The 17,163-nt window shown below is 72.2% G+C and carries 16 protein-coding genes; 11 read left to right on the top strand and 5 right to left on the bottom strand.

What is annotated here, in order from left to right; genetic code table 11:
• Positions 1-1,227 carry a beta-ketoacyl-ACP synthase II gene (gene fabF / locus J5X75_RS12720; protein WP_208467550.1) on the top strand — a complete coding sequence of 409 codons (1,227 nt, stop codon included), beginning with the start codon at positions 1-3 and terminating at the stop codon, positions 1,225-1,227.
• Positions 1,224-2,708, top strand: coding sequence for a carboxyl transferase domain-containing protein (locus tag J5X75_RS12715; RefSeq protein ID WP_208467697.1), 1,485 nt, complete (start codon positions 1,224-1,226; stop codon positions 2,706-2,708). The genes fabF and J5X75_RS12715 overlap by 4 nt, the downstream gene beginning before the upstream one ends.
• Before the next feature lie 197 nt (positions 2,709-2,905).
• Here the strand turns inward: J5X75_RS12715 and J5X75_RS12710 are convergent, their stop codons facing one another.
• Complete coding sequence (locus J5X75_RS12710) at positions 2,906-4,621, bottom strand: glycoside hydrolase family 3 protein (RefSeq protein ID WP_208467549.1); 1,716 nt, start codon at positions 4,619-4,621, stop codon at positions 2,906-2,908.
• 91 nt (positions 4,622-4,712) lie between these two features.
• Positions 4,713-5,204: a DUF3145 domain-containing protein gene (locus J5X75_RS12705; protein WP_093611019.1), complete on the bottom strand. Its 492-nt coding sequence runs from the start codon at positions 5,202-5,204 to the stop codon at positions 4,713-4,715.
• Positions 5,205-5,449: 245 nt separating this feature from the next.
• Here J5X75_RS12705 and J5X75_RS12700 point away from each other — a divergent pair, with 245 nt between their 5' ends.
• A complete protein-coding gene (locus tag J5X75_RS12700) occupies positions 5,450-5,776 on the top strand; it encodes a hypothetical protein (RefSeq protein WP_208467548.1) in 327 nt (108 codons plus the stop codon).
• Positions 5,777-5,842: 66 nt separating this feature from the next.
• Here J5X75_RS12700 and J5X75_RS12695 read toward each other — a convergent pair whose 3' ends face one another.
• Positions 5,843-6,460 carry a carbonic anhydrase gene (locus J5X75_RS12695; RefSeq protein ID WP_208467547.1) on the bottom strand — a complete coding sequence of 206 codons (618 nt, stop codon included), beginning with the start codon at positions 6,458-6,460 and terminating at the stop codon, positions 5,843-5,845.
• A gap of 180 nt (positions 6,461-6,640) precedes the next feature.
• On the opposite strand from J5X75_RS12695, the gene J5X75_RS12690 reads away from it, so the two are divergent.
• Both J5X75_RS12690 and J5X75_RS12685 read left to right on the top strand, forming a co-directional pair.
• The gene (locus J5X75_RS12690) at positions 6,641-7,594 is read left to right on the top strand and encodes an alpha/beta fold hydrolase (protein WP_208467546.1); all 954 of its coding nucleotides are present in this window, start codon (positions 6,641-6,643) and stop codon (positions 7,592-7,594) included.
• A 188-nt stretch (positions 7,595-7,782) separates the two neighbouring features.
• The gene (locus J5X75_RS12685; RefSeq protein ID WP_208467545.1) at positions 7,783-9,906 is read left to right on the top strand and encodes a HelD family protein; all 2,124 of its coding nucleotides are present in this window, start codon (positions 7,783-7,785) and stop codon (positions 9,904-9,906) included.
• A 1-nt stretch (position 9,907) separates the two neighbouring features.
• On the opposite strand, the gene J5X75_RS12680 is transcribed toward J5X75_RS12685, so the two are convergent.
• Positions 9,908-10,786, bottom strand: coding sequence for an SMP-30/gluconolactonase/LRE family protein (locus J5X75_RS12680; protein ID WP_307798050.1), 879 nt, complete (start codon positions 10,784-10,786; stop codon positions 9,908-9,910).
• Positions 10,787-10,966: 180 nt separating this feature from the next.
• Between J5X75_RS12680 and J5X75_RS12675 the strand changes: the two genes are divergently transcribed.
• The 3 genes from J5X75_RS12675 (at position 10,967) to surE (ending at position 13,754) form a co-directional block, all read left to right on the top strand.
• Positions 10,967-11,884: a cation diffusion facilitator family transporter gene (locus tag J5X75_RS12675; protein ID WP_208467543.1), complete on the top strand. Its 918-nt coding sequence runs from the start codon at positions 10,967-10,969 to the stop codon at positions 11,882-11,884.
• 68 nt (positions 11,885-11,952) lie between these two features.
• Positions 11,953-12,891, top strand: coding sequence for a 1-phosphofructokinase family hexose kinase (locus J5X75_RS12670; protein ID WP_238487763.1), 939 nt, complete (start codon positions 11,953-11,955; stop codon positions 12,889-12,891).
• A 29-nt stretch (positions 12,892-12,920) separates the two neighbouring features.
• The gene (gene surE, locus J5X75_RS12665) at positions 12,921-13,754 is read left to right on the top strand and encodes a 5'/3'-nucleotidase SurE (RefSeq protein WP_238487762.1); all 834 of its coding nucleotides are present in this window, start codon (positions 12,921-12,923) and stop codon (positions 13,752-13,754) included.
• Between the two features lie 19 nt (positions 13,755-13,773).
• On the opposite strand, the gene J5X75_RS12660 is transcribed toward surE, so the two are convergent.
• Complete coding sequence (locus tag J5X75_RS12660; protein WP_208467541.1) at positions 13,774-14,115, bottom strand: STAS domain-containing protein; 342 nt, start codon at positions 14,113-14,115, stop codon at positions 13,774-13,776.
• Between the two features lie 295 nt (positions 14,116-14,410).
• On the opposite strand from J5X75_RS12660, the gene J5X75_RS12655 reads away from it, so the two are divergent.
• The 3 genes from J5X75_RS12655 to J5X75_RS12645 all read left to right on the top strand — a co-directional run bounded on the left by J5X75_RS12655 (position 14,411) and on the right by J5X75_RS12645 (position 17,086).
• Complete coding sequence (locus J5X75_RS12655) at positions 14,411-14,788, top strand: hypothetical protein (RefSeq protein WP_208467540.1); 378 nt, start codon at positions 14,411-14,413, stop codon at positions 14,786-14,788.
• 106 nt (positions 14,789-14,894) lie between these two features.
• Positions 14,895-16,376: a serine/threonine-protein kinase gene (locus tag J5X75_RS12650; RefSeq protein ID WP_208467539.1), complete on the top strand. Its 1,482-nt coding sequence runs from the start codon at positions 14,895-14,897 to the stop codon at positions 16,374-16,376.
• 107 nt (positions 16,377-16,483) lie between these two features.
• The gene (locus J5X75_RS12645; protein ID WP_208467538.1) at positions 16,484-17,086 is read left to right on the top strand and encodes a hypothetical protein; all 603 of its coding nucleotides are present in this window, start codon (positions 16,484-16,486) and stop codon (positions 17,084-17,086) included.
• The last annotated feature ends 77 nt before the right edge of the window (positions 17,087-17,163 follow it).

Genomic DNA, 17,163 nt, shown 5'->3' with positions numbered 1-17,163 from the left:
ATGAGCACCGTAGACGTCGTCGTCACCGGGCTCGGCGCGACGACCCCGCTGGGCGGGGACGTCGCGTCCACCTGGGACGCAATGCTCGCCGGCCGCTCCGGGGTGACTCCGCTCACCCAGGAGTGGGCCGGTCAACTCCCGGTCCGCATCGCCGCCCAGCTCGCCGTCGAACCCATCGAGGTCATCGAGCGGGTCAAGCTGCGCCGGATGGACCGGGCCGAGGCGATGGCACTGATCGCGGCGAAGGAGGCCTGGGCCGACTCCGGCCTGGCCGACTCGGGGCTCGACCCGGAACGGCTCGCGGTCAGCTACGGCACCGGCATAGGGGGTGCGATCACCACCCTCGACCAGGACGACATCCTGGAGAAGTCGGGGCCGCGGCGGGTCAGCCCGCACACCGTGCCGATGCTCATGCCGAACGGCCCCGCCGCGTACATCGGTCTGGAACTCGGCGCCCGCGCCGGTGTCCGGGCCATGGCGAGCGCCTGCGCCACCGGCGCCGAGGCGGTCGCGCTCGGGCTCGACCTGATCCGCGCCGGCCGGGCCGACGTGGTGGTGGCCGGCAGCACCGAGGCCGTGGTGCACCCGCTGCCGCTCGCCGGTTTCGCCTCGATGCGGGCCATGTCGACCCGCAACGACGAGCCGGAGAAGGCGTCCCGCCCGTGGGACAAGAACCGGGACGGCTTCGTCCTCGGTGAGGGCGCGGGCGCGCTGATCCTGGAGCGGGCCGATCACGCCGCGGCCCGTGGCGCCCGGATCTACGCACGGCTCGCCGGCGCCGGCATCACCTCCGACGGGTACGACATCGTCCAGCCCGACCCGGAGTGCCGGGGCGGCATCCGCGCCATGCGGATGGCCATCCAGGACGCCGGGCTGACCGGAGCCGACATCCACCACGTGAACGCCCACGCCACCTCGACCCCGGTCGGCGACATGGGCGAGATCAAGGGCATCAAGGCATCCGTCGGGACGCACCCCATCCTGACGTCGACCAAGTCGATGTCCGGCCATCTGCTCGGCGCGGCCGGCGCGCTCGAGTCGATCGCCACCATCCTGGCCCTCCGGGACGGCATCATCCCTCCGACGATCAACCTCGACGAACCCGACGAGCGCCTCGACCTGGAGGTCGCGGCCCACAAGGCGCGATCCGCGGACATCCGCGCGGCGATGAACAACTCGTTCGGCTTCGGCGGCCACAACGTGGCACTGATCTTCACCAAGGCCTGACGCTGATCCCCTCCGGTCAACCCGATCCCGTCGACCACCGCGATCCGGAACAACGGCTCAAGGCGCTCTTCGACCGCGGCACGCTTCGGCTGCTGGCGGCGAGGGACGACTCGGGCGTGCTGTACGGGCGCGGCCAGGTCGACGGGACACCGGCGGTCGCCTTCGCCACCGACGCCACCCGGATGGGCGGCGCACTGGGCCTGGACGGCTGCCGGCGCATCGTCACGGCGATCGACACCGCGGTCCGCGACCGCGTCCCGGTCGCCGGCCTCTGGCACTCCGGCGGCGCCCGCCTGGCCGAGGGCGTGGTCGCGCTGGACGGCGCCGGCCAGGTCTTCGCGGCCATGGTCCGGGCGTCCGGCCGGGTGCCACAGATCTCCGCGGTGCTCGGCCCGGCGCTCGGCAGCGCCGCGTACGGCCCCGCCCTCACCGACATCGTGATCGCGAGCCGGGCGGGCCGGGTCTTCGTGACCGGCGACGCCCCGTCCGGCGCCGCCCGCTCCGACCCGTCCGGCGCCGCCTCGTCCGCCCCGTCCGGCGACGGCCCGTCCAGCGCGTCCGTCGCCGCCCGCTCCGACCCGTCCGGCGCCTCGTCCGGCCCGTCCGGCGCCGCCGGCTCCGAGGTCGTCCACCTCACCGCCGCGAACGACGCCGAAGCCCTGGCCCGGACCCGCGAGATGGTCCTCCTGCTGGGCCGCCAGGGCCGCCTCTCCCCCGACGACGTGCCCCTCGGCAGTCGTGCCGGCGGTTCCCCGGACGCTCTCCTGCCGTCCGGCCCGAACCTGCCCTACGACGTGAAACCGCTGGTCCAGGCCCTGCTCGACGCCACCGGCACGGAATTGCACGCCGACTGGGCGCCGAACATCGTCACCGTCCTCGGCCGGTTCGCCGGCCGCACGGTCGGCGTGGTGGCCAACAACCCCCTGGTCCTCGACGGCTCCCTGGACGCCGGCGCCGCCGAGAAGGCCGCCCGCTTCGTCCGGATGTGCGACGCCCTGGCCGTCCCGCTGATCGTCCTGGCCGACACTCCCGGCTACCTGCCCGGCCCCGGCCACGACGGGGACGGCGTGGTCCGCCGCGGCGCCAAGCTGCTGCACGCCTTCGCCGACGCGGTGGTGCCCCGCGTCACCCTGGTCACCCGCCGGGCCTACGGCGGCTCGTACATCGCCATGAACTCCCGCGCCCTCGGCGCCACCGCCGTCTTCGCCTGGCCCACCGCCGAGGTCGCGGCCCTCACTCCCGAAGCCGCGGTCGACGTCCTGCACCGCAAACGCCTGGCCGCCACCCCACCCGGCCGCCGCGCCCACCTCCGCGGCCAGCTGGCCACCCACGAATCGGCCCAGACCGGCGGCATCGACCGAGCGGTCGAGATCGGCGTGGTCGACGCGGTCATACCCCCCGCACACACCCGCCGCCGCATAGCGCTGGCCCTGGCCGCCGCCCCCGCCGGCCGGGGCCCCCACGGCAGCATCCCCCTCTGAAACACCCCATTTCCGGTACGCGCGACGCCGCCCCGCCCTCGTGCGACCGTCCCGTGGCGCCACGCGAGCATCTGCCGGCTCCAGCCTGTGCCGCGCCCACCGGGCGCGGCACGGGCGCAACCCCGCAGCCCGCTCGCGTGGAGCGGGCGGGACGGGGAATCTCGGCGGTGGGCGGAGTCGCCCGTACCGGAGAGGGGTTATGCGGCGCAGGCACTCCGGGGGAGCTTGCCGACCGCGATGGGTGACCGGCCCGGCGCCGCGGCCTTTCCGGCGATCACCGCGGCGAGCGCCTCCATGGAGAGGCGGCTCGACGAGTACGTGGCGATCAGTGTCGGCGAGGTGGCCGACGCGAGCAGGCCGGGTGAGTCCATCATCACGGTGATCGCCGCCCGGTCGTTGAGGTCGACGCGTTCGTCGCCGTAGCCGGCCAGGTGGATGACCGTGCCGCCGGACGTCTGGACCGGGACGCCGGCCGTCTGGAGGGCCTTGACCAGGTTGACCCGGGCGACCTCGCGGGCGGCCGGGGCGGTGACCGAGACGGGCCCGGTGGTCAGCGGCCCGGCGCAGCGGCCACGCAGGATCGTGACAGCGGCGGCGTCGGCGGCGGCGACGGCCTTCTCGTGTGCCGCGGAGCCGATCACCGCGAGGTCGGGCTGCGGGGTGAGCGCGGTCGTGAACTTGAGGGTGAGGATGCGGGTGACCGCTTCGGTGAGGCGTTCCCGTTTGAGGGCGCCGGTCTGCAGGCCGGCCAGGATGCCGTCCCGGGCCGCGCCGATGTCCGGCGGCATGAGCAGCATGTCGTTGCCGGCGTTGAGGGCCCGCACGGCCGCCTCGCCGGCCGGCCACTGCTTGGCGGGGGCCATGTTCATGGCGTCGGTGACGGCCACCCCGGTGAACTTGAGCTGCCCGCGGAGCACCTCGGTCATGATCTTGTGGGAGAAGGTGGCCGGGACGCCCTTGTCGACCGAGGACAGGTTCAGGTGGCCGGACATGACCAGGCCGGCGCCCGCCTCGATGCCGGAGCGGAACGGCGGCAGGTCCTGCGTCTCCCACGTCCTGCGGCTCTGGCCGATCAGCGGCAGCTCGCTGTGGCTGTCGGCGGTGGTGTGACCGTGCCCCGGGAAGTGTTTGAGCGTCGCGGCGACGCCGGCCGACTGGAGGCCGCGGACGGCGGCGGCGACCTGTCCGGCGTTCACCCGGGGGTCGCTGCCGAACGAGCGTGATCCGATCACGCCTCCGCCGCCGCTGTTCAGCGTGTCGGCGACCGGGGCGAAGTCGACGGTGACGCCCATCGCGGCGAGTTCCTCGCCGGCGGCGTGCCAGGCGGCCTCGGTGAGGGCCGGTTTCCGGGCGGCGCCGAACGCCAGCGCGGACGGCAGCATGGTGACCCCGTCGGCGACCCGGGTGACGACGCCGTACTCCTGGTCCATGCCGATCATCAGCGGCGCCGTGGCGGGCAGTTTCCCGGCCGCCTGCTGGAGTCCGGCGGTGAGCTCGCGGACCTGCGCGGGGTTCTCCACGTTGGTGGTGGGGTTGGTCTTGCTGGTCGGGTCGTCCACGGTGAATCCGACCAGGATGAGGCCGCCGAGCCGGTACTTCGTGATCATCTCGGCCGGGGTGTCCACGCCGGCCAGGCCCTGGTTGGCCTTCGCGTTGTCCGGATCGACCGTGGTGGCCGAGCCGCCGTAGGCGTAGGGCATCAGCACCTGCCCGGCCAGGTCCTCGTCACTGAGCCGGGCGACCACCTCGGCGGCCCGCGTGGCCGGGTCGCCGCCGGCCGACGGCGGGACGCTCACCACCGGCGGGGCGGATCTCGTCGCGGCCGGGGCCGGGGCCGGCTCGTCGCCACATGCTCCGAGAAGAAGGAGCAGAGGTACGGCGAGGGCACGCGACAGACTCTTCACGATCGCCATCGAACCAGTTCACGGCAAAGGTCGCTACTTGACCCCACCCGGGTTTTGAGCATGGTTCAGGGAGTTTTGCCCTGATCATCGGGGACAGCGGTCAGCCGACCCGGGTGAGCAGGGTCACCGGCGCGCCGTCACCGGCGTAGCGGTAGGGCTCCAGTTCGACGTCCCACGCGGTGCCCAGCGCCTTCTCCAGCGCATGCGACAGCGCCTCGGGCGCACGGACCGAGGACATGATGGCGCGCAGCCGGTCCTCACCGATCTGGATGTCGCCCGAAGCGCCCATGACCCCGTGGAACAGCCCACGGCCGGGAACGTGCATGAACCGCTCCCCGTCGACACCCGGGCTGGGTTCCTCGGTGACCTCGAATCGGATCATGGGCCACTGCCGCAGGGCAGCAGCCAGCTCGGCGCCAGTACCGGCTCGGCCGGTCCAGCTGCACTCGGCTCGGCGCATGCTCGGATCGACCGGTTGCACGGTCCATTGCAGATTGACCGGCGCGGTCAGGACGCGCGCGATCGCCCACTCGACATGCTGGCACACGGCGAGTGGGGTCGAGTGGACGTATACGACGCCACACGTTGGCACGGTGACCTCCCGGAGACCGAGGTGCGTCTTCCCCTACGACCTCGACCGCGGTTGATCGTGTCCCATGATGCCGGGTGGTACGGATGGTGCGCCAGAGAATCCACAACATCGACTATGGGAGCGGCCGTAGTGGCATACCCTGCCCAACGCTGTTACCTGCTCCGACGGTATGGTTCCGGGGCCGTCGTGTAGAGTTGCCACGGCCTTTTTTCTGCCTTTACAGCTTTCCTTCAAGGAGTACCGCCGTGGCGAGCAACACTTCAAAGACCGCCCGCGCATCAGTCCGCGCCGGCCAGGGCAGCGGTGGCGCCCTCAGCGTGCTCGGTGAGTACAAGTACCTCATCCCGCTCGCCAACGGCCGCTTCGCGTATGTGCGCAACCTGACCAACGGCAAGACCACGCACCTGCAGACCGACTCGGACGCGTTCGTCGAGGAGATCCGGGTGCTGGCGGCCGCCGGTCACGGCGCCAAGATCCGCGCCGAACTGACCAGCCTGCACACCGTGAACCCGGACCACGGCTGGGCCGACACCGAGAAGCGGCTCGTGGACGCCGGCGTCTTCGAGGGCTGAGCAAGCACACGAGAAGGCGCCTCCCGGTTTTCCCGGGAGGCGCCTTTTCGCATGATCAGCACAAGATCAGTCGAGGAATTCGACCCAGCCGCTGTCCAGGTCGTAGACGGCGCCGACCACCCGGACCCGGCCGGCGGCGATCTCTTCGGCCAGACCCGGGTTCTCGCGCAGCCGCTCCACCGTGCGCCCGACGTGCTTGCGGACCGCCTTCTCCTCGGCGCCCTCGCCGTCCAGGCCCACCTCCTGCACGGCCGGCGCCAGCTCGTCCACCAGATAGCCGACCGACCCCGAGTCGCTGCCCGGGGTGGCGCCGTCCCGCAGCGCCTGCACGGTGGCGTGCACCGCGCCGCAGCGTTTGTGCCCGACCACCAGGATCAGCGAGACGCCCAGCTCGGCCACCGCGAAGTTGATCGAGCCGATCAGCGAGCGGTCCAGCACGTGCGCCCCCGAACGGGCCACGCAGATCGAGCCGAACGACTGGTCGAAGATCGCCTCCAGGGGCACCCGGGAGTCGATGCACCCGAACACCAGCGAGTGCGGCTTCTGCCCCTGCGCGGTGGCCGCCGCCTGGGCGACGTCGTGGCCGTAGCGGGGGTGTCCGTAGACGAAACGTTTGTTGCCTGAGATGAGCTCGCTCAAGGCGGCTGCGGGCGTGCTGACCTGGGCATCGCGAGTGGCCGTCATAGTGGAGATTCTGGTCGGCCCGGCCGCTCGCAACAGTGTTTGCGAGCTAACTCACGGTCCAGAGGCTTCCGGCCCCCATCAGCCGGAAATTGGATCGAAACAAGCTGGCAATCGTGGTGATCACGAGTGATGCTTATTACCCGTGGGTACACGGGGACCGTGAACATCACGGAGGTGCCCATGCAGACGCGTTCCGAGATCACCACGGCCGACGGCGTCCGGCTGCATGTGTCGATCTCCGGCCCCCAGGACGCCCAGGTCACCGTGGTGCTGGCGCATGGCTGGTGCCTCGACCGCCGGACCTGGCAACACCAGATCACCGCTCTCGCCGGAATGGGCCGCAAGGCGCCCCGGGTGATCGCCTTCGACAGCCGCGGCCACGGCCGGTCCGGCGCCACCCGGTTGGGCGAGGCCACACTGGCCCGGCTCGGCGACGACATGGCGGAGGTGATCCGCCGTTGCGCGCCAACCGGCCCGGTCGTACTGGCCGGGCATTCGATGGGCGGGATGACGATCATGGAGTACGCCCACCGCCATCCCGGCGAGTTCGCCGCGCGGGTGGCCGGCCTGCTCCTGGTCTCGACCACCGCCGAGGGCCACACCCACACCCGGTACGGGCTGCCCGGCAGCCTGGCCAACCTGCTGCGGGCCGGAGAGACCTTCGGGGCGGGGCTGCTCGCCCGTTCCGGCACCTGGCGCCCGCACCGGGCCGTGCTGCCCGCCCTGCGGCCGGCCCTGCGCTGGCTGCTCTTCGGTGACGACTGCGCCGAGGAGGCCATGCTGCTGACCATGCGCAGCCTGGGCCGGGCGCCGCTGCGGTCGATCGGCGGCTTCCGGGAGTCGGTCGGCGCCCAGCTGCGACTGGACACGCTGGCCGAGCTGAGCGGGATGCCGGCCACCGTGCTGGTCGGCGACCGGGACCGGCTCACCCCGCCGGCCTGCGCCGAGTCGATCGCCGGGGCGCTCACCGGGGCCGAGCTGACCGTGCTGCCCGGGGCCGGGCACATGCTGCCGCTGGAACGGCCGGAGGAGGTGTCGGAGGCGCTGGTCGCGATCGTCCGCCGGGCCGCCCGGGACGCCAAGCGGGCCCGTCGCGCGCTGACCCGCCCGAGCCGCTGCTCCCGGGCGGCGTAGTCGGCGCCCCGATCGTTTCCTTCGGAAATGCACATCTCGTGGGGTTTCGGCGAGGATCCTAAAAAGTTCCGACCACGGGGTGACCGCCGGGCTCGTTCGACGCGGACCGGGGCGTGGGAGTAAGTTCGATTGCCCCCTTCGCGCCGAGCGCGCTTTGGTGGTGCGCCACGAGAGGGAGAACAGCGGACTTGAGCGACACCACCGTCCTGCAACAGGAGATCGCGGTCGAGCAGCAGCACGTGGACCGCGTCTACGCCCGCCTCGCCGAACTGCGCCGGGACGCCTCCCGCGCCGAGAAGGAGGGCTACCGCCTGGCCGGGGTGGGCACCTTCGGGGCGCTGGTGGAGCGCGACGCGATGGTCTTCCACGCGGCCCGCCGCCGGCACGCCCTCGACACGGAGTACGAGGGCCTCGTCTTCGGCCGCCTCGACCTCAAGACCGGCGCCACCCACTACGTGGGCCGGATGGGCATCCGCGACGACGGCTCGAAACCGCTGGTGGTGGACTGGCGGGCGCCGGCCGCCGCGGCGTTCTACCGGGCCACCGCGGCCGAGCCGCTCGGCGTGGTCCGCCGCCGCATGATCCAGTCCAGCCGGGAGCGGGTCATCGGCATCGAGGACGACCTCCTCGACCCGGACGCGGCCCCCGACGGGATGCGTGTGGTCGGTGACGGCGCGCTGCTGGCCAGCCTGGCGAAGGCGACCGGCCGCGGGATGCGGGACATCGTCGCCACCATCCAGCGCGAGCAGGACGAGGCGATCCGCTCCCCCGCCTCCGGTGTGACGATCGTGACCGGCGGACCGGGCACCGGGAAGACCGCGGTGGCCCTGCACCGGGCGGCCTACCTGCTGTACTCGGACCGCAGCCGGTTCGCCGGCGGCGGCATCCTGGTGGTGGGCCCGTCCGGCGTCTTCGTGGAGTACATCGCGACCGTCCTGCCGTCGCTCGGCGAGGAGACGGCGACGCTGCGCTCGCTCGGCTCGCTGGTGCCCGGCTACGACGCCACCCGGGTCGACTCCGGCGAGGTGGCCGCGATCAAGGGTTCGCTGCGGATGCGGCGGGTGCTGGAGCGGGCCTCGCACGACGCGGTGCCGGGGGCGCCGACCGAGCTGCGCCTGCTCTACCGCGGCACGCTGCTCCGGCTGGACGCGAACGCACTGGACCGGATCCGGCGCTCGGCGCTGCCCCGGGGCGCGCGGCGCAACGAGGTCCGCGGGCACGGCTTCGACCGGGTCTTCGACGCGCTCTGGGCGCAGGCCCGGGAGGCGCGGGTGAGCGGGCTGCCGGAGAAGAAGGAGTTCGAGTCGGAGCTGGCCGACCGCACCGACTTCCGGGAGTTCCTGAAGGCGTGGTGGCCGCGGTTCACGCCGATGCGGGTGCTGCGCTGGCTGGCCGACCCGGGACGGCTCCGGGCGTACGCGAACGGTGTCCTCTCCCGGGACGAGATCGCCGCGTTGCAGGGCTCGTTCGACGCGCTGGCCGAGCACGGGCCGACGATCTCCGACGTGGCGCTGCTGGACGAGCTGGACGAGCTGATGGGCCGTCCCCGGCAGCCGCAGCGGAAGACGAAGAACCCGTTCCACGTCCGGGACGGGATCCAGGAGGTCAGCACGTACGCGGACCGGCAGGCGGCGGCCCGCGCCCAGCAGGTGCGGCGCGAGGAGGACTACCGGGAGTTCGCGCACGTGGTCGTCGACGAGTCGCAGGACGTGACGCCGATGCAGTGGCGCATGATCGGGCGGCGCGGGCAGTACGCGTCCTGGACGATCGTCGGCGACCCGGCGCAGACCGCGTGGTCCGGCGACCCGGAGGAGCTGGACCGGGCCCGCGATCGGGCACTGGGCACCCGCAAGCGCAACAGCTACGCGCTGACCACGAACTACCGGAACTCGTCGGAGATCTTCGAGGTGGCGGCGCGCGTCATCCGTACGATCATGCCGGATCTGCCGTTGCCCTCCGCGGTGCGCAGCACCGGGGTCGAACCGGCCGATGTGACGGTGACCACCGGCGGTCTTCCGGAGGCGGTCCGGGAGCTGACCGAGAAGCACCTCGCCGAGGTGGACGGCACGATCGGCGTGATCATGCCGGTGCCGCGGCACGACGAGGTGGCCGGCTGGGTGGCCGGGCTGCCGGAGCGGGTGCAGGTGGTGACCGCGCTGGAGGCCAAGGGCATGGAGTACGACGCCGTCGTGCTGGTCGAGCCGGCGCAGATCGCTATCGACCCGGCCGGGGTCCGCACCCTCTACGTGGCCCTGTCCCGCGCGACGCAGCGGCTGACCACGGTCGGCACGAACCCCGGCTGGCTGCCCTGAGCTAGGGAATCGGCACGGAGACCGCGTCGTAGGTGGTCTCCGGGGTCGGCGGGGTGGTGAAGCGGGCGTTCGGCAGGTAGAAGCGCTGGCGGTACTCGGCGATGGTGGTCGGCACGTCGAAGGCCGGGTCGGTGGTCACCGACGCCAGGGTTCCGGCGGTCCCGGACCGGTTCAGCGTGATCTCGGCGATCTGGTTGAGCCGGTTCCGCACCACGTAGAGGCTGCGGCCGCGGAGCCAGAGGCCGTCGCCGTTGGTGAGCAGCGTCTCCCCGACGTCGATGCGTGACGTGACGCCGGAGGGGGAGACCCGGAACAGGAATCCGGTGTTGGACTGCACGATGATCAGGCCGCGGCCGTCCGGCGTCTCGCTGATGCCGTTGGCGTTGTTGCCGGTCAGCAGCTCGATGTCGCCGGTGAGCGGGACCGCGGTGGCCGTCTCGGGCAGGCTGCCGTGCCGGCCGAAGGGCACCTTGAACAGCACGAGGTTGCGCGAGTCGGTGAACCAGGCGGCCTCGTCGGTGACGATCACGTCGTTGATGAACGTGTTCGAGCCCGCCGGTTGCAGCCGGTAGGACCGGAGAACCCGGCCGGTGCGCAGGTCGATGATCCGGGCGTCGCCGCCCGCCCCGCCGGCCACGAAGAGCCGGCCGTCGTCGATCTTGAGGCCCAGCGAGGCGGTCCCGGGGCCCTCGCTGAACACGGCGCCCTCTCCGGTCCGCAGGTCGGCGCGGTAGATGTCGCCGTCGACGCGGGAGCCGAAGTAGGCGTAGGGCTTCCCGCCGATCGCGATGCCCTCCGGCTGGAAACCGCTCGGCAGGGTGATTGTGCTGGGTAGTGGCCTGGTCACGGCCGCCGAGGCGGGTGCGGCGGTTACGGTCACGGCACACGTGGTGAGGCAGAGAACGTTCGCAAGGGTACGTCGAAGCACGAAACTTCCTTTCCGATGCAGAACGGGTCATCAAGATTCTCATCGCACGACACCGGAGCCACAACCGTTTGCACATATAGCAATGTCCGCATACATTAGCGGCGGCCTGCCGGACGACGGAGGGTAAACGACATGGGAGCCGGCCACGACCACGGAACCCGGGACCTGCTCACCAGCGGGGCCGGGCATCGACGGCGCCTCTGGTGGGCGGCCGGGCTGCTGACCGTCTTCATGGTCGTCGAGGCGGTCGCGGCCGGGATCACCGGGTCGCTGGCGCTGCTCTCCGACGCCGGTCACATGTTCACCGACGTGCTGGCGATCGCGATGACGCTGGCCGCGATCACCGCCGCACACCGGGCCGGCACCGACTCGGGCCGCACCTACGGGCTCTACCGGCTGGAGGTGCTGGCCGCGCTCGCCAACGCGGCGCTGCTCACCGTGGTGGCCGGGTTCGTCCTGGTGCAGGCGGTGCAGCGGTTCACCGATCCGCCGCACGTGCCGGCCGGCTGGATGCTGGTGGTCGCGGTGGGCGGCCTGCTGGCGAACCTGGTGGCGTTCGCGCTGCTGCGCTCGGGGGCCAAGGAGAACATCGGGGTGCGCGGGGCGTACCTGGAGGTGCTCGGCGATCTGCTCGGGTCGGCCGGGGTCATCGTGGCGGCGCTGATCATCTGGCGCACCGGGTGGGCGTACGCGGACCCGATCGTCGCCGTCCTGGTGGCCCTCATGATCCTGCCGCGCACCTTCGCCCTGGGCCGCTCGGCGGTCCGGATCCTGGTCCAGGCCGCCCCCGAGCACCTGGACGTGGCCCGCGTCCGGGAGCGGCTGGCCGCCGTGCCGGGCGTCTGCGACGTGCACGACCTGCACGTCTGGACGCTCACCGAGGGCATGGACGTGGCCTCCGCGCACCTGCGGCTGGATCCGCAGGCGGAACTGGGCACGGTGCTCACCGAGGCACGCCAGGCGCTGCACGAGGACTTCCACATCGACCACGCCACGTTGCAGGTCGAACCGGCCGGGGCGGCACGGGACTGCACGCCGGTCAGCTGGTAAACCTTCGAGCTTTAAACCTGATCTGTACTTTTTGCGAACCGCCACGCCGGATGCGCGGAAAGATAACAATGCGAGACATGAGTGACGGGCGAGTCATGGTCTTCGCGCCGGCCCCACAGCTGACGGTGACCATCGAGCAACACCACGACGAGCCCGAGCTGCACGTCCATCCGGGCGGCCAGGGCATCTGGCAGACCCGGATGATCACGTCGCTCGGGGCCCGCGTGACGCTCTGTGCGGCGGCCGGCGGCGAGGTGGGCCGGGTCCTGGCCCCACTGCTGGCGCTGCCCGGCGTCACCCTGCGGCTGGTCATGCGCGAGCACGGCAGCGGCTGGTACGTGCACGACCGGCGCGGCGGCAGCCGGCAGGAGATCGCCGAGCGGCCCGGCACGCCGCTGTCCCGGCACGAGCTGGACGAGCTGTACAACCTCACGCTCGCCGAGGGCCTGCGGGCCGGAATCGCCATCCTGAGCGGCCCGGCCCATCCCTCGGTGATCAAACCCGAGGTGTACGGCCGCCTCGCCGCCGATCTGCGGTCGAACGGCTGCAAAGTGATCGCCGACCTGTGCAGCCGCCACCTGGCCGCGGTGCTGGAGGCCGGTATCACCGTCCTCAAGATCAGCCACGAGGAGCTGATCGCCGACGGGATGGCGCCCGACGGCAGCACCGGATCGCTGGTGAAGGCCCTCATCCAGCTGCACGAGAGCGGCGCCGAGACGGTACTGGTCTCCCGGGCCGACGAGGGCGCGCTGGCCCTCTTCGACGGGGAGATCTACACGGTGGCGCTGCCCCGGCTGACCCCGGCCGAACACCGGGGCGCCGGCGACTCGATGACGGCCGGGGTCGCCGCCACTCTGGCCCACGGAGGCCACATCGAGGAGGCTGTACGTACCGGGGCGGCGGCAGGGGCGCTGAACGTCACCCGGCACGGGCTCGGCACCGGGCACGTGGACGCGGTCCGGGTCCTCACCGAGCGGGTCCGGCTGACCCCGATAGAGAAGGCATGATGACCCCTCAAGCGGGCAAGCAACCCCGAATGCGCATTCTGATCACCAACGACGACGGCATCGAGGCGCCCGGAATCCGCTGGCTGGCCCACGCGGTGGCACACGCCGGGTACGACGTGGTGGTGGCCGCGCCGCTGAGCGAGTCCAGCGGTAGCAGCGCCTCGATGACCGCGGTCGTGAAGGATGGCAAGATCGTCTCGGAGCCGCGCGAGCTCGCCGGGATCAAGAACATCCCGGCGTACGGGGTGGCCGCCTCCCCCGCCTACATCGTCCTGCTGGCGCTGCGCGACGCCTTCGGGCCGGCGCCGGACATCGTGCTCTCCGGCATCAACCGGGGCGCCAACGCGGGCGCCGCGGTGGTGCACTCCGGCACGGTCGGGGCCTGCCTCACCGCCTCGCACGCCGGGATGCACGGCCTGGCCGTCTCGCTCGACGTGCTGACCCCGGCGGCGGCCACCGCGGCCAGCGGCGGCGCCGCCATCGCCGCCCTCGACCACCTCGACGACGAGCAGCACCACTGGGGCAGCGCGGCCGACCTCGCGGTCCGCCTGCTGCCCTCGCTGCTGCACACCCCACCCGGCACGATCTTCAACCTGAACGTCCCGGACCTGCACGTGGACGGCATCCGTGGGCTACGGCAGGCGACCCTGGCGGGTTTCGGCCAGGTGCAGATGAGCATCGCCGAGGCGGGTGACGGCTACGTCCGGACCGCCGTGCAGGCCGCCGAGGAGACCCCGGACCCCGGAACCGACCTGGCCGCGCTCGCCGAGAACTTCGCCGTGGTCACCCCGATCCGGGCGCCCGCGGAGGCCGACGTCCGGATCAACGTCGGCGCCATCCAGGTGCAGACGCCCGCCTTCTGAGCGGGCGCCACGGCGCGCGTCAGGCGGTGACGGTCTCGTCGAAGGGTTGCGGGTTGCCGAAGAGGCCGAGCAGCCCGGTGACCCACAGCTGCCGGTGGGCGAAGCGGCTGGGCCGGGTGACCACCAGCTTGACCCCGCTGACCGCGGCCAGCTGGAACGCGGCCACCAGGGCGCTGATGCCGACCGAGTCGATGAAGGTCACGTGCCGCATGTTGAGCTCGATCCGGGCAGGGGATCCGGAGGACAGCTGAGCCGCCACGGCCTCACGGATCTCGTACGCGTTCTCGACATCGATCTCGCCTCGCGGGGAGAGCTCCACCGCGCCGTCGGCCAGCGTCGACGTCGTTATCGACAGCGTCACGCCTCTTCCCTCCACCCACCCGGCCGATCCGGGCGTTGTTCCTTCAAACGCGGGCGGCGGCCATGCCGACCCTGGACAGGGCGGCAGGACTCCTCCCGAAAGGTTCGGTAGAAACTGCCCGAAAGGTTAGGCGCCGAACCTGTTAGTCACCTGAGTGGTCCGTGTGAACCCGGTCAACCCTACTGCGCCGCGTCAAATCGTTTTGGAACCGTGATGGCGTCCACAGCGGACGTTTGCGGAGAGTTGATCGGGGGCAAGCTCACCCGGGAAGACCGTGCAACCGGAGGTGCAGACGATGTTCTCGAGGAAGAACCAGGCCGAGAAGACCGCCGACGAGGCCTGGGAGCATCTCCAGAGCGCGTGGGCCACGGCCGGGGAGAGCGCGGGCCGTGCCGGGCGCACGAGCCGGAAGCTGGCCGGGCGGGCCGGCGACCGAGTGAGCTATGTCACCGACGAGGCCTGGGCCAGGGCCAACGCGGCCGCGAGCGCCCTCGCCGGCCGGCGGCCGGCCCGCCCCTGGGGCCTGATCGTCGCGATCGGCCTGGTCGGCGTCGCCGTCGGCTGGGTGGCGGCCGGCACCGCGCGGGCCGCCCTGGAGCGGCAGGCCGAGAACGAGGAGATCGAGCTGGCCGAAACGGCGGTCGTGGTCACCCCGACGTACGACGAGAGGTGACCCGGCGGGGCCGTTTTCGCAGGCCCTTGCCGACCTCCCACAGAAGGCCACGGCTCTGTACAGTTGAGCGGCATTCGGCTTGAACTCCTACAGATAAGGTCCGCTGGTGCTCAACGCGGGAAACCTCCTGGACAACCGCTACCGGTTGGACGAACGCGTCGCCACCGGCGGGATGGGTGACGTCTGGCGCGGCACCGACGTCGTGCTGGGCCGGACCGTCGCGGTCAAGGTGCTGCGCACCGCGATGCTGGAGGACCCGGAGTTCGCCGCCCGCTTCTACGGCGAGGCCCGGATGATGGCGGCGTTCCGTCACCCGGGCGTGGTCGAGGTCTACGACTACGCGAGCGACGGCGACTACGAGGGCCCGGAGAAGGTCGCCTATCTGGTGATGGCCTTCGTGGAGGGCGAGCCGCTCTCCGCCCGGGTCAAGGAGGGCCCGCTCGGGGTCGCCGAGACCATGTCGATCGTGGCGCAGGCGGCCGACGCGCTGCACGCCGCCCACGAGAACGGGATCGTCCACCGCGACGTCAAGCCCGGCAACCTGATCGTGAAGCCGACCGGCGCGGTGATCCTGGTCGACTTCGGCGTGGCCCGGTCGAACGCGATGACCAGCGTCACCGGTCTCAACGCGATCGTCGGCACCGCCCTCTACATGGCGCCGGAGCAGGTGGCCAAGGGCAATCTGACACCGGCCACCGACATCTACGCGCTGGGAGCGGTGGCCTACCACTGCATCGCCGGTGTGCCGCCGTTCGACGGCGACAACGCTCTCCAGGTGGCGCTGCGCCATCTGGAGGACGATCCGGAGCCCCTGCCCGACCACGTTCCGTACGAGGTTCGCGACCTGATCGCCCGGGCGATGGCGAAGCAGCCGGCCGACCGGTTCCAGAGCGCCGCCGAGTTCGCCGAGGCGGCGTTCGCCGTGGCCGGGCCGATGGACTGGAAACGGCTCACCGGCACCACGCTGGCCGCCCCGATCAGCCCGGCCGCCCGGATGGGCAGCGGGCAGTTCCCGGTCACCCGGTCGGGCAGTGGGCAGTTCCCGGTCACCCGGATGGGCACCGGCCAGTTCCCGACCACGCCGATCAGCCCGGCCGCGCCCCGGCCGGCGCCGATGCAGCGTGCCGTCCCGGCGCCGGTCCCGTTCTCCCGGCCGGGCGCCAAGCCGGCTCAGCCACCGGCACAGCGTCTGCTGATGTTCGCGATCCTGGCCCTCTTCCTGGTGGCCGGCGGCATCGGCGTGGCGTTCGCGGTCAAGGGCGACCCGCCGGCCCCGGGCAGCACCGGCAAGCAGAATCAGGGCAACCAGGCCGACCCGATCCTCCCGCCGCCGCCGAGCGCGGAGGACTCCCCGTCCGTGGTGGAGACGTCGGAGACCAACACCCGGCCGACCAAGACGAAGAAGACACCGGCGAGCCGTTCGGCCAGCCCGTCGTCGGCCTCGCCGTCGGCGTCGTCGTCGTCACCGGATCCCACGGACCCGACGACCGACCCGACGACCGAGCCGACGACCGACCCGACGACCACGGCGCCGACGACACCGACGACGGAGCCGGTCACCGACCCGCCGGTGAACCCGGGCGGCTGAGCGCCGCACCTGAAATACAACTAATCCTCAACTCAGGCGGACCGTGGCCGATGATCCCGAGCGCCCGGAGAAGCATCCGGCCGCCAGGGGAAGAGGTTCGCCGCACCATGACAGTCCAGACGCCACCGGAGCCGGGGCGGTACCCCTCCGCTCCGGCGTGGGCCCGACCGCCGGATCCCGTTCCGGCGCCGGCCGCCCCGCCGGTCGACCCGACCGGTCACCAGCACGGCCAGCTGCTCGTCCGCTTCCCCGGGGAGGTGCGCGCGGCGGGCCGCCCGGAGGCGCCGTCCTGGCGGCCGGTGGTGTGCTGGACGTTCTTCCTGAGCGTGCTCGGCATCATCTCGGCGCTGCGGCGGTCCGGTCAGGCCCACCGGTACGGCCGGGAGCGCTCGCCCTACTGGATCGCCTACGGGTTGACGGTGCTGGGCGGCGCCGCCGTCTGGGCGGCGCTGACCTTCGCCGTGGCCGTTCCGGCCTACCACGCCTACCGGGAGGACCGGATCACCACGGTGCTCCAGGACACCCTCGCCGCGGACAGCCGGATCACCGCCGCGGTCGGCCGGTTCACCTCGGTCACCTGCCTGACCGAGAGCGATCGGGACGCCGAGGGGCTGCGCACCTATCTGTGCACGTTCGACCTGGCCACCGGGAAGAGCACCGGCATGTACGTGGTGGCCGACACCCGCGGCAACTGGCAGGAGAAGGAGTGAGCGGGCCGGTCACCCGGCCCGCGCCCCCCCGCCGAAGACCGGCCCGCCCGCGCGGCCGAGCGGCCAGGTGCGCCCCG

The sequence above is a fragment of the Actinoplanes flavus genome (assembly GCF_017592555.1).
Taxonomy (GTDB): Bacteria; Actinomycetota; Actinomycetes; order Mycobacteriales; family Micromonosporaceae; genus Actinoplanes; species Actinoplanes flavus.
The sequence above is the reverse complement of the archived record's forward strand: the minus strand, read 5'-3'. Positions and strand labels throughout refer to the sequence as shown.

Coding starts and splice junctions, on each gene's coding strand:
- fabF (WP_208467550.1), top strand. CDS start 1: ATGAGCACCGTAGACGTCGTCGTCACCGGGCTCGGCGCGACGACCCCG.
- J5X75_RS12710 (WP_208467549.1), bottom strand. CDS start 4,621: ATGGCGATCGTGAAGAGTCTGTCGCGTGCCCTCGCCGTACCTCTGCTC.
- J5X75_RS12695 (WP_208467547.1), bottom strand. CDS start 6,460: ATGACGGCCACTCGCGATGCCCAGGTCAGCACGCCCGCAGCCGCCTTG.
- J5X75_RS12690 (WP_208467546.1), top strand. CDS start 6,641: ATGCAGACGCGTTCCGAGATCACCACGGCCGACGGCGTCCGGCTGCAT.
- J5X75_RS12675 (WP_208467543.1), top strand. CDS start 10,967: ATGGGAGCCGGCCACGACCACGGAACCCGGGACCTGCTCACCAGCGGG.
- J5X75_RS12670 (WP_238487763.1), top strand. CDS start 11,953: ATGCGAGACATGAGTGACGGGCGAGTCATGGTCTTCGCGCCGGCCCCA.
- surE (WP_238487762.1), top strand. CDS start 12,921: ATGCGCATTCTGATCACCAACGACGACGGCATCGAGGCGCCCGGAATC.
- J5X75_RS12655 (WP_208467540.1), top strand. CDS start 14,411: ATGTTCTCGAGGAAGAACCAGGCCGAGAAGACCGCCGACGAGGCCTGG.
- J5X75_RS12645 (WP_208467538.1), top strand. CDS start 16,484: ATGACAGTCCAGACGCCACCGGAGCCGGGGCGGTACCCCTCCGCTCCG.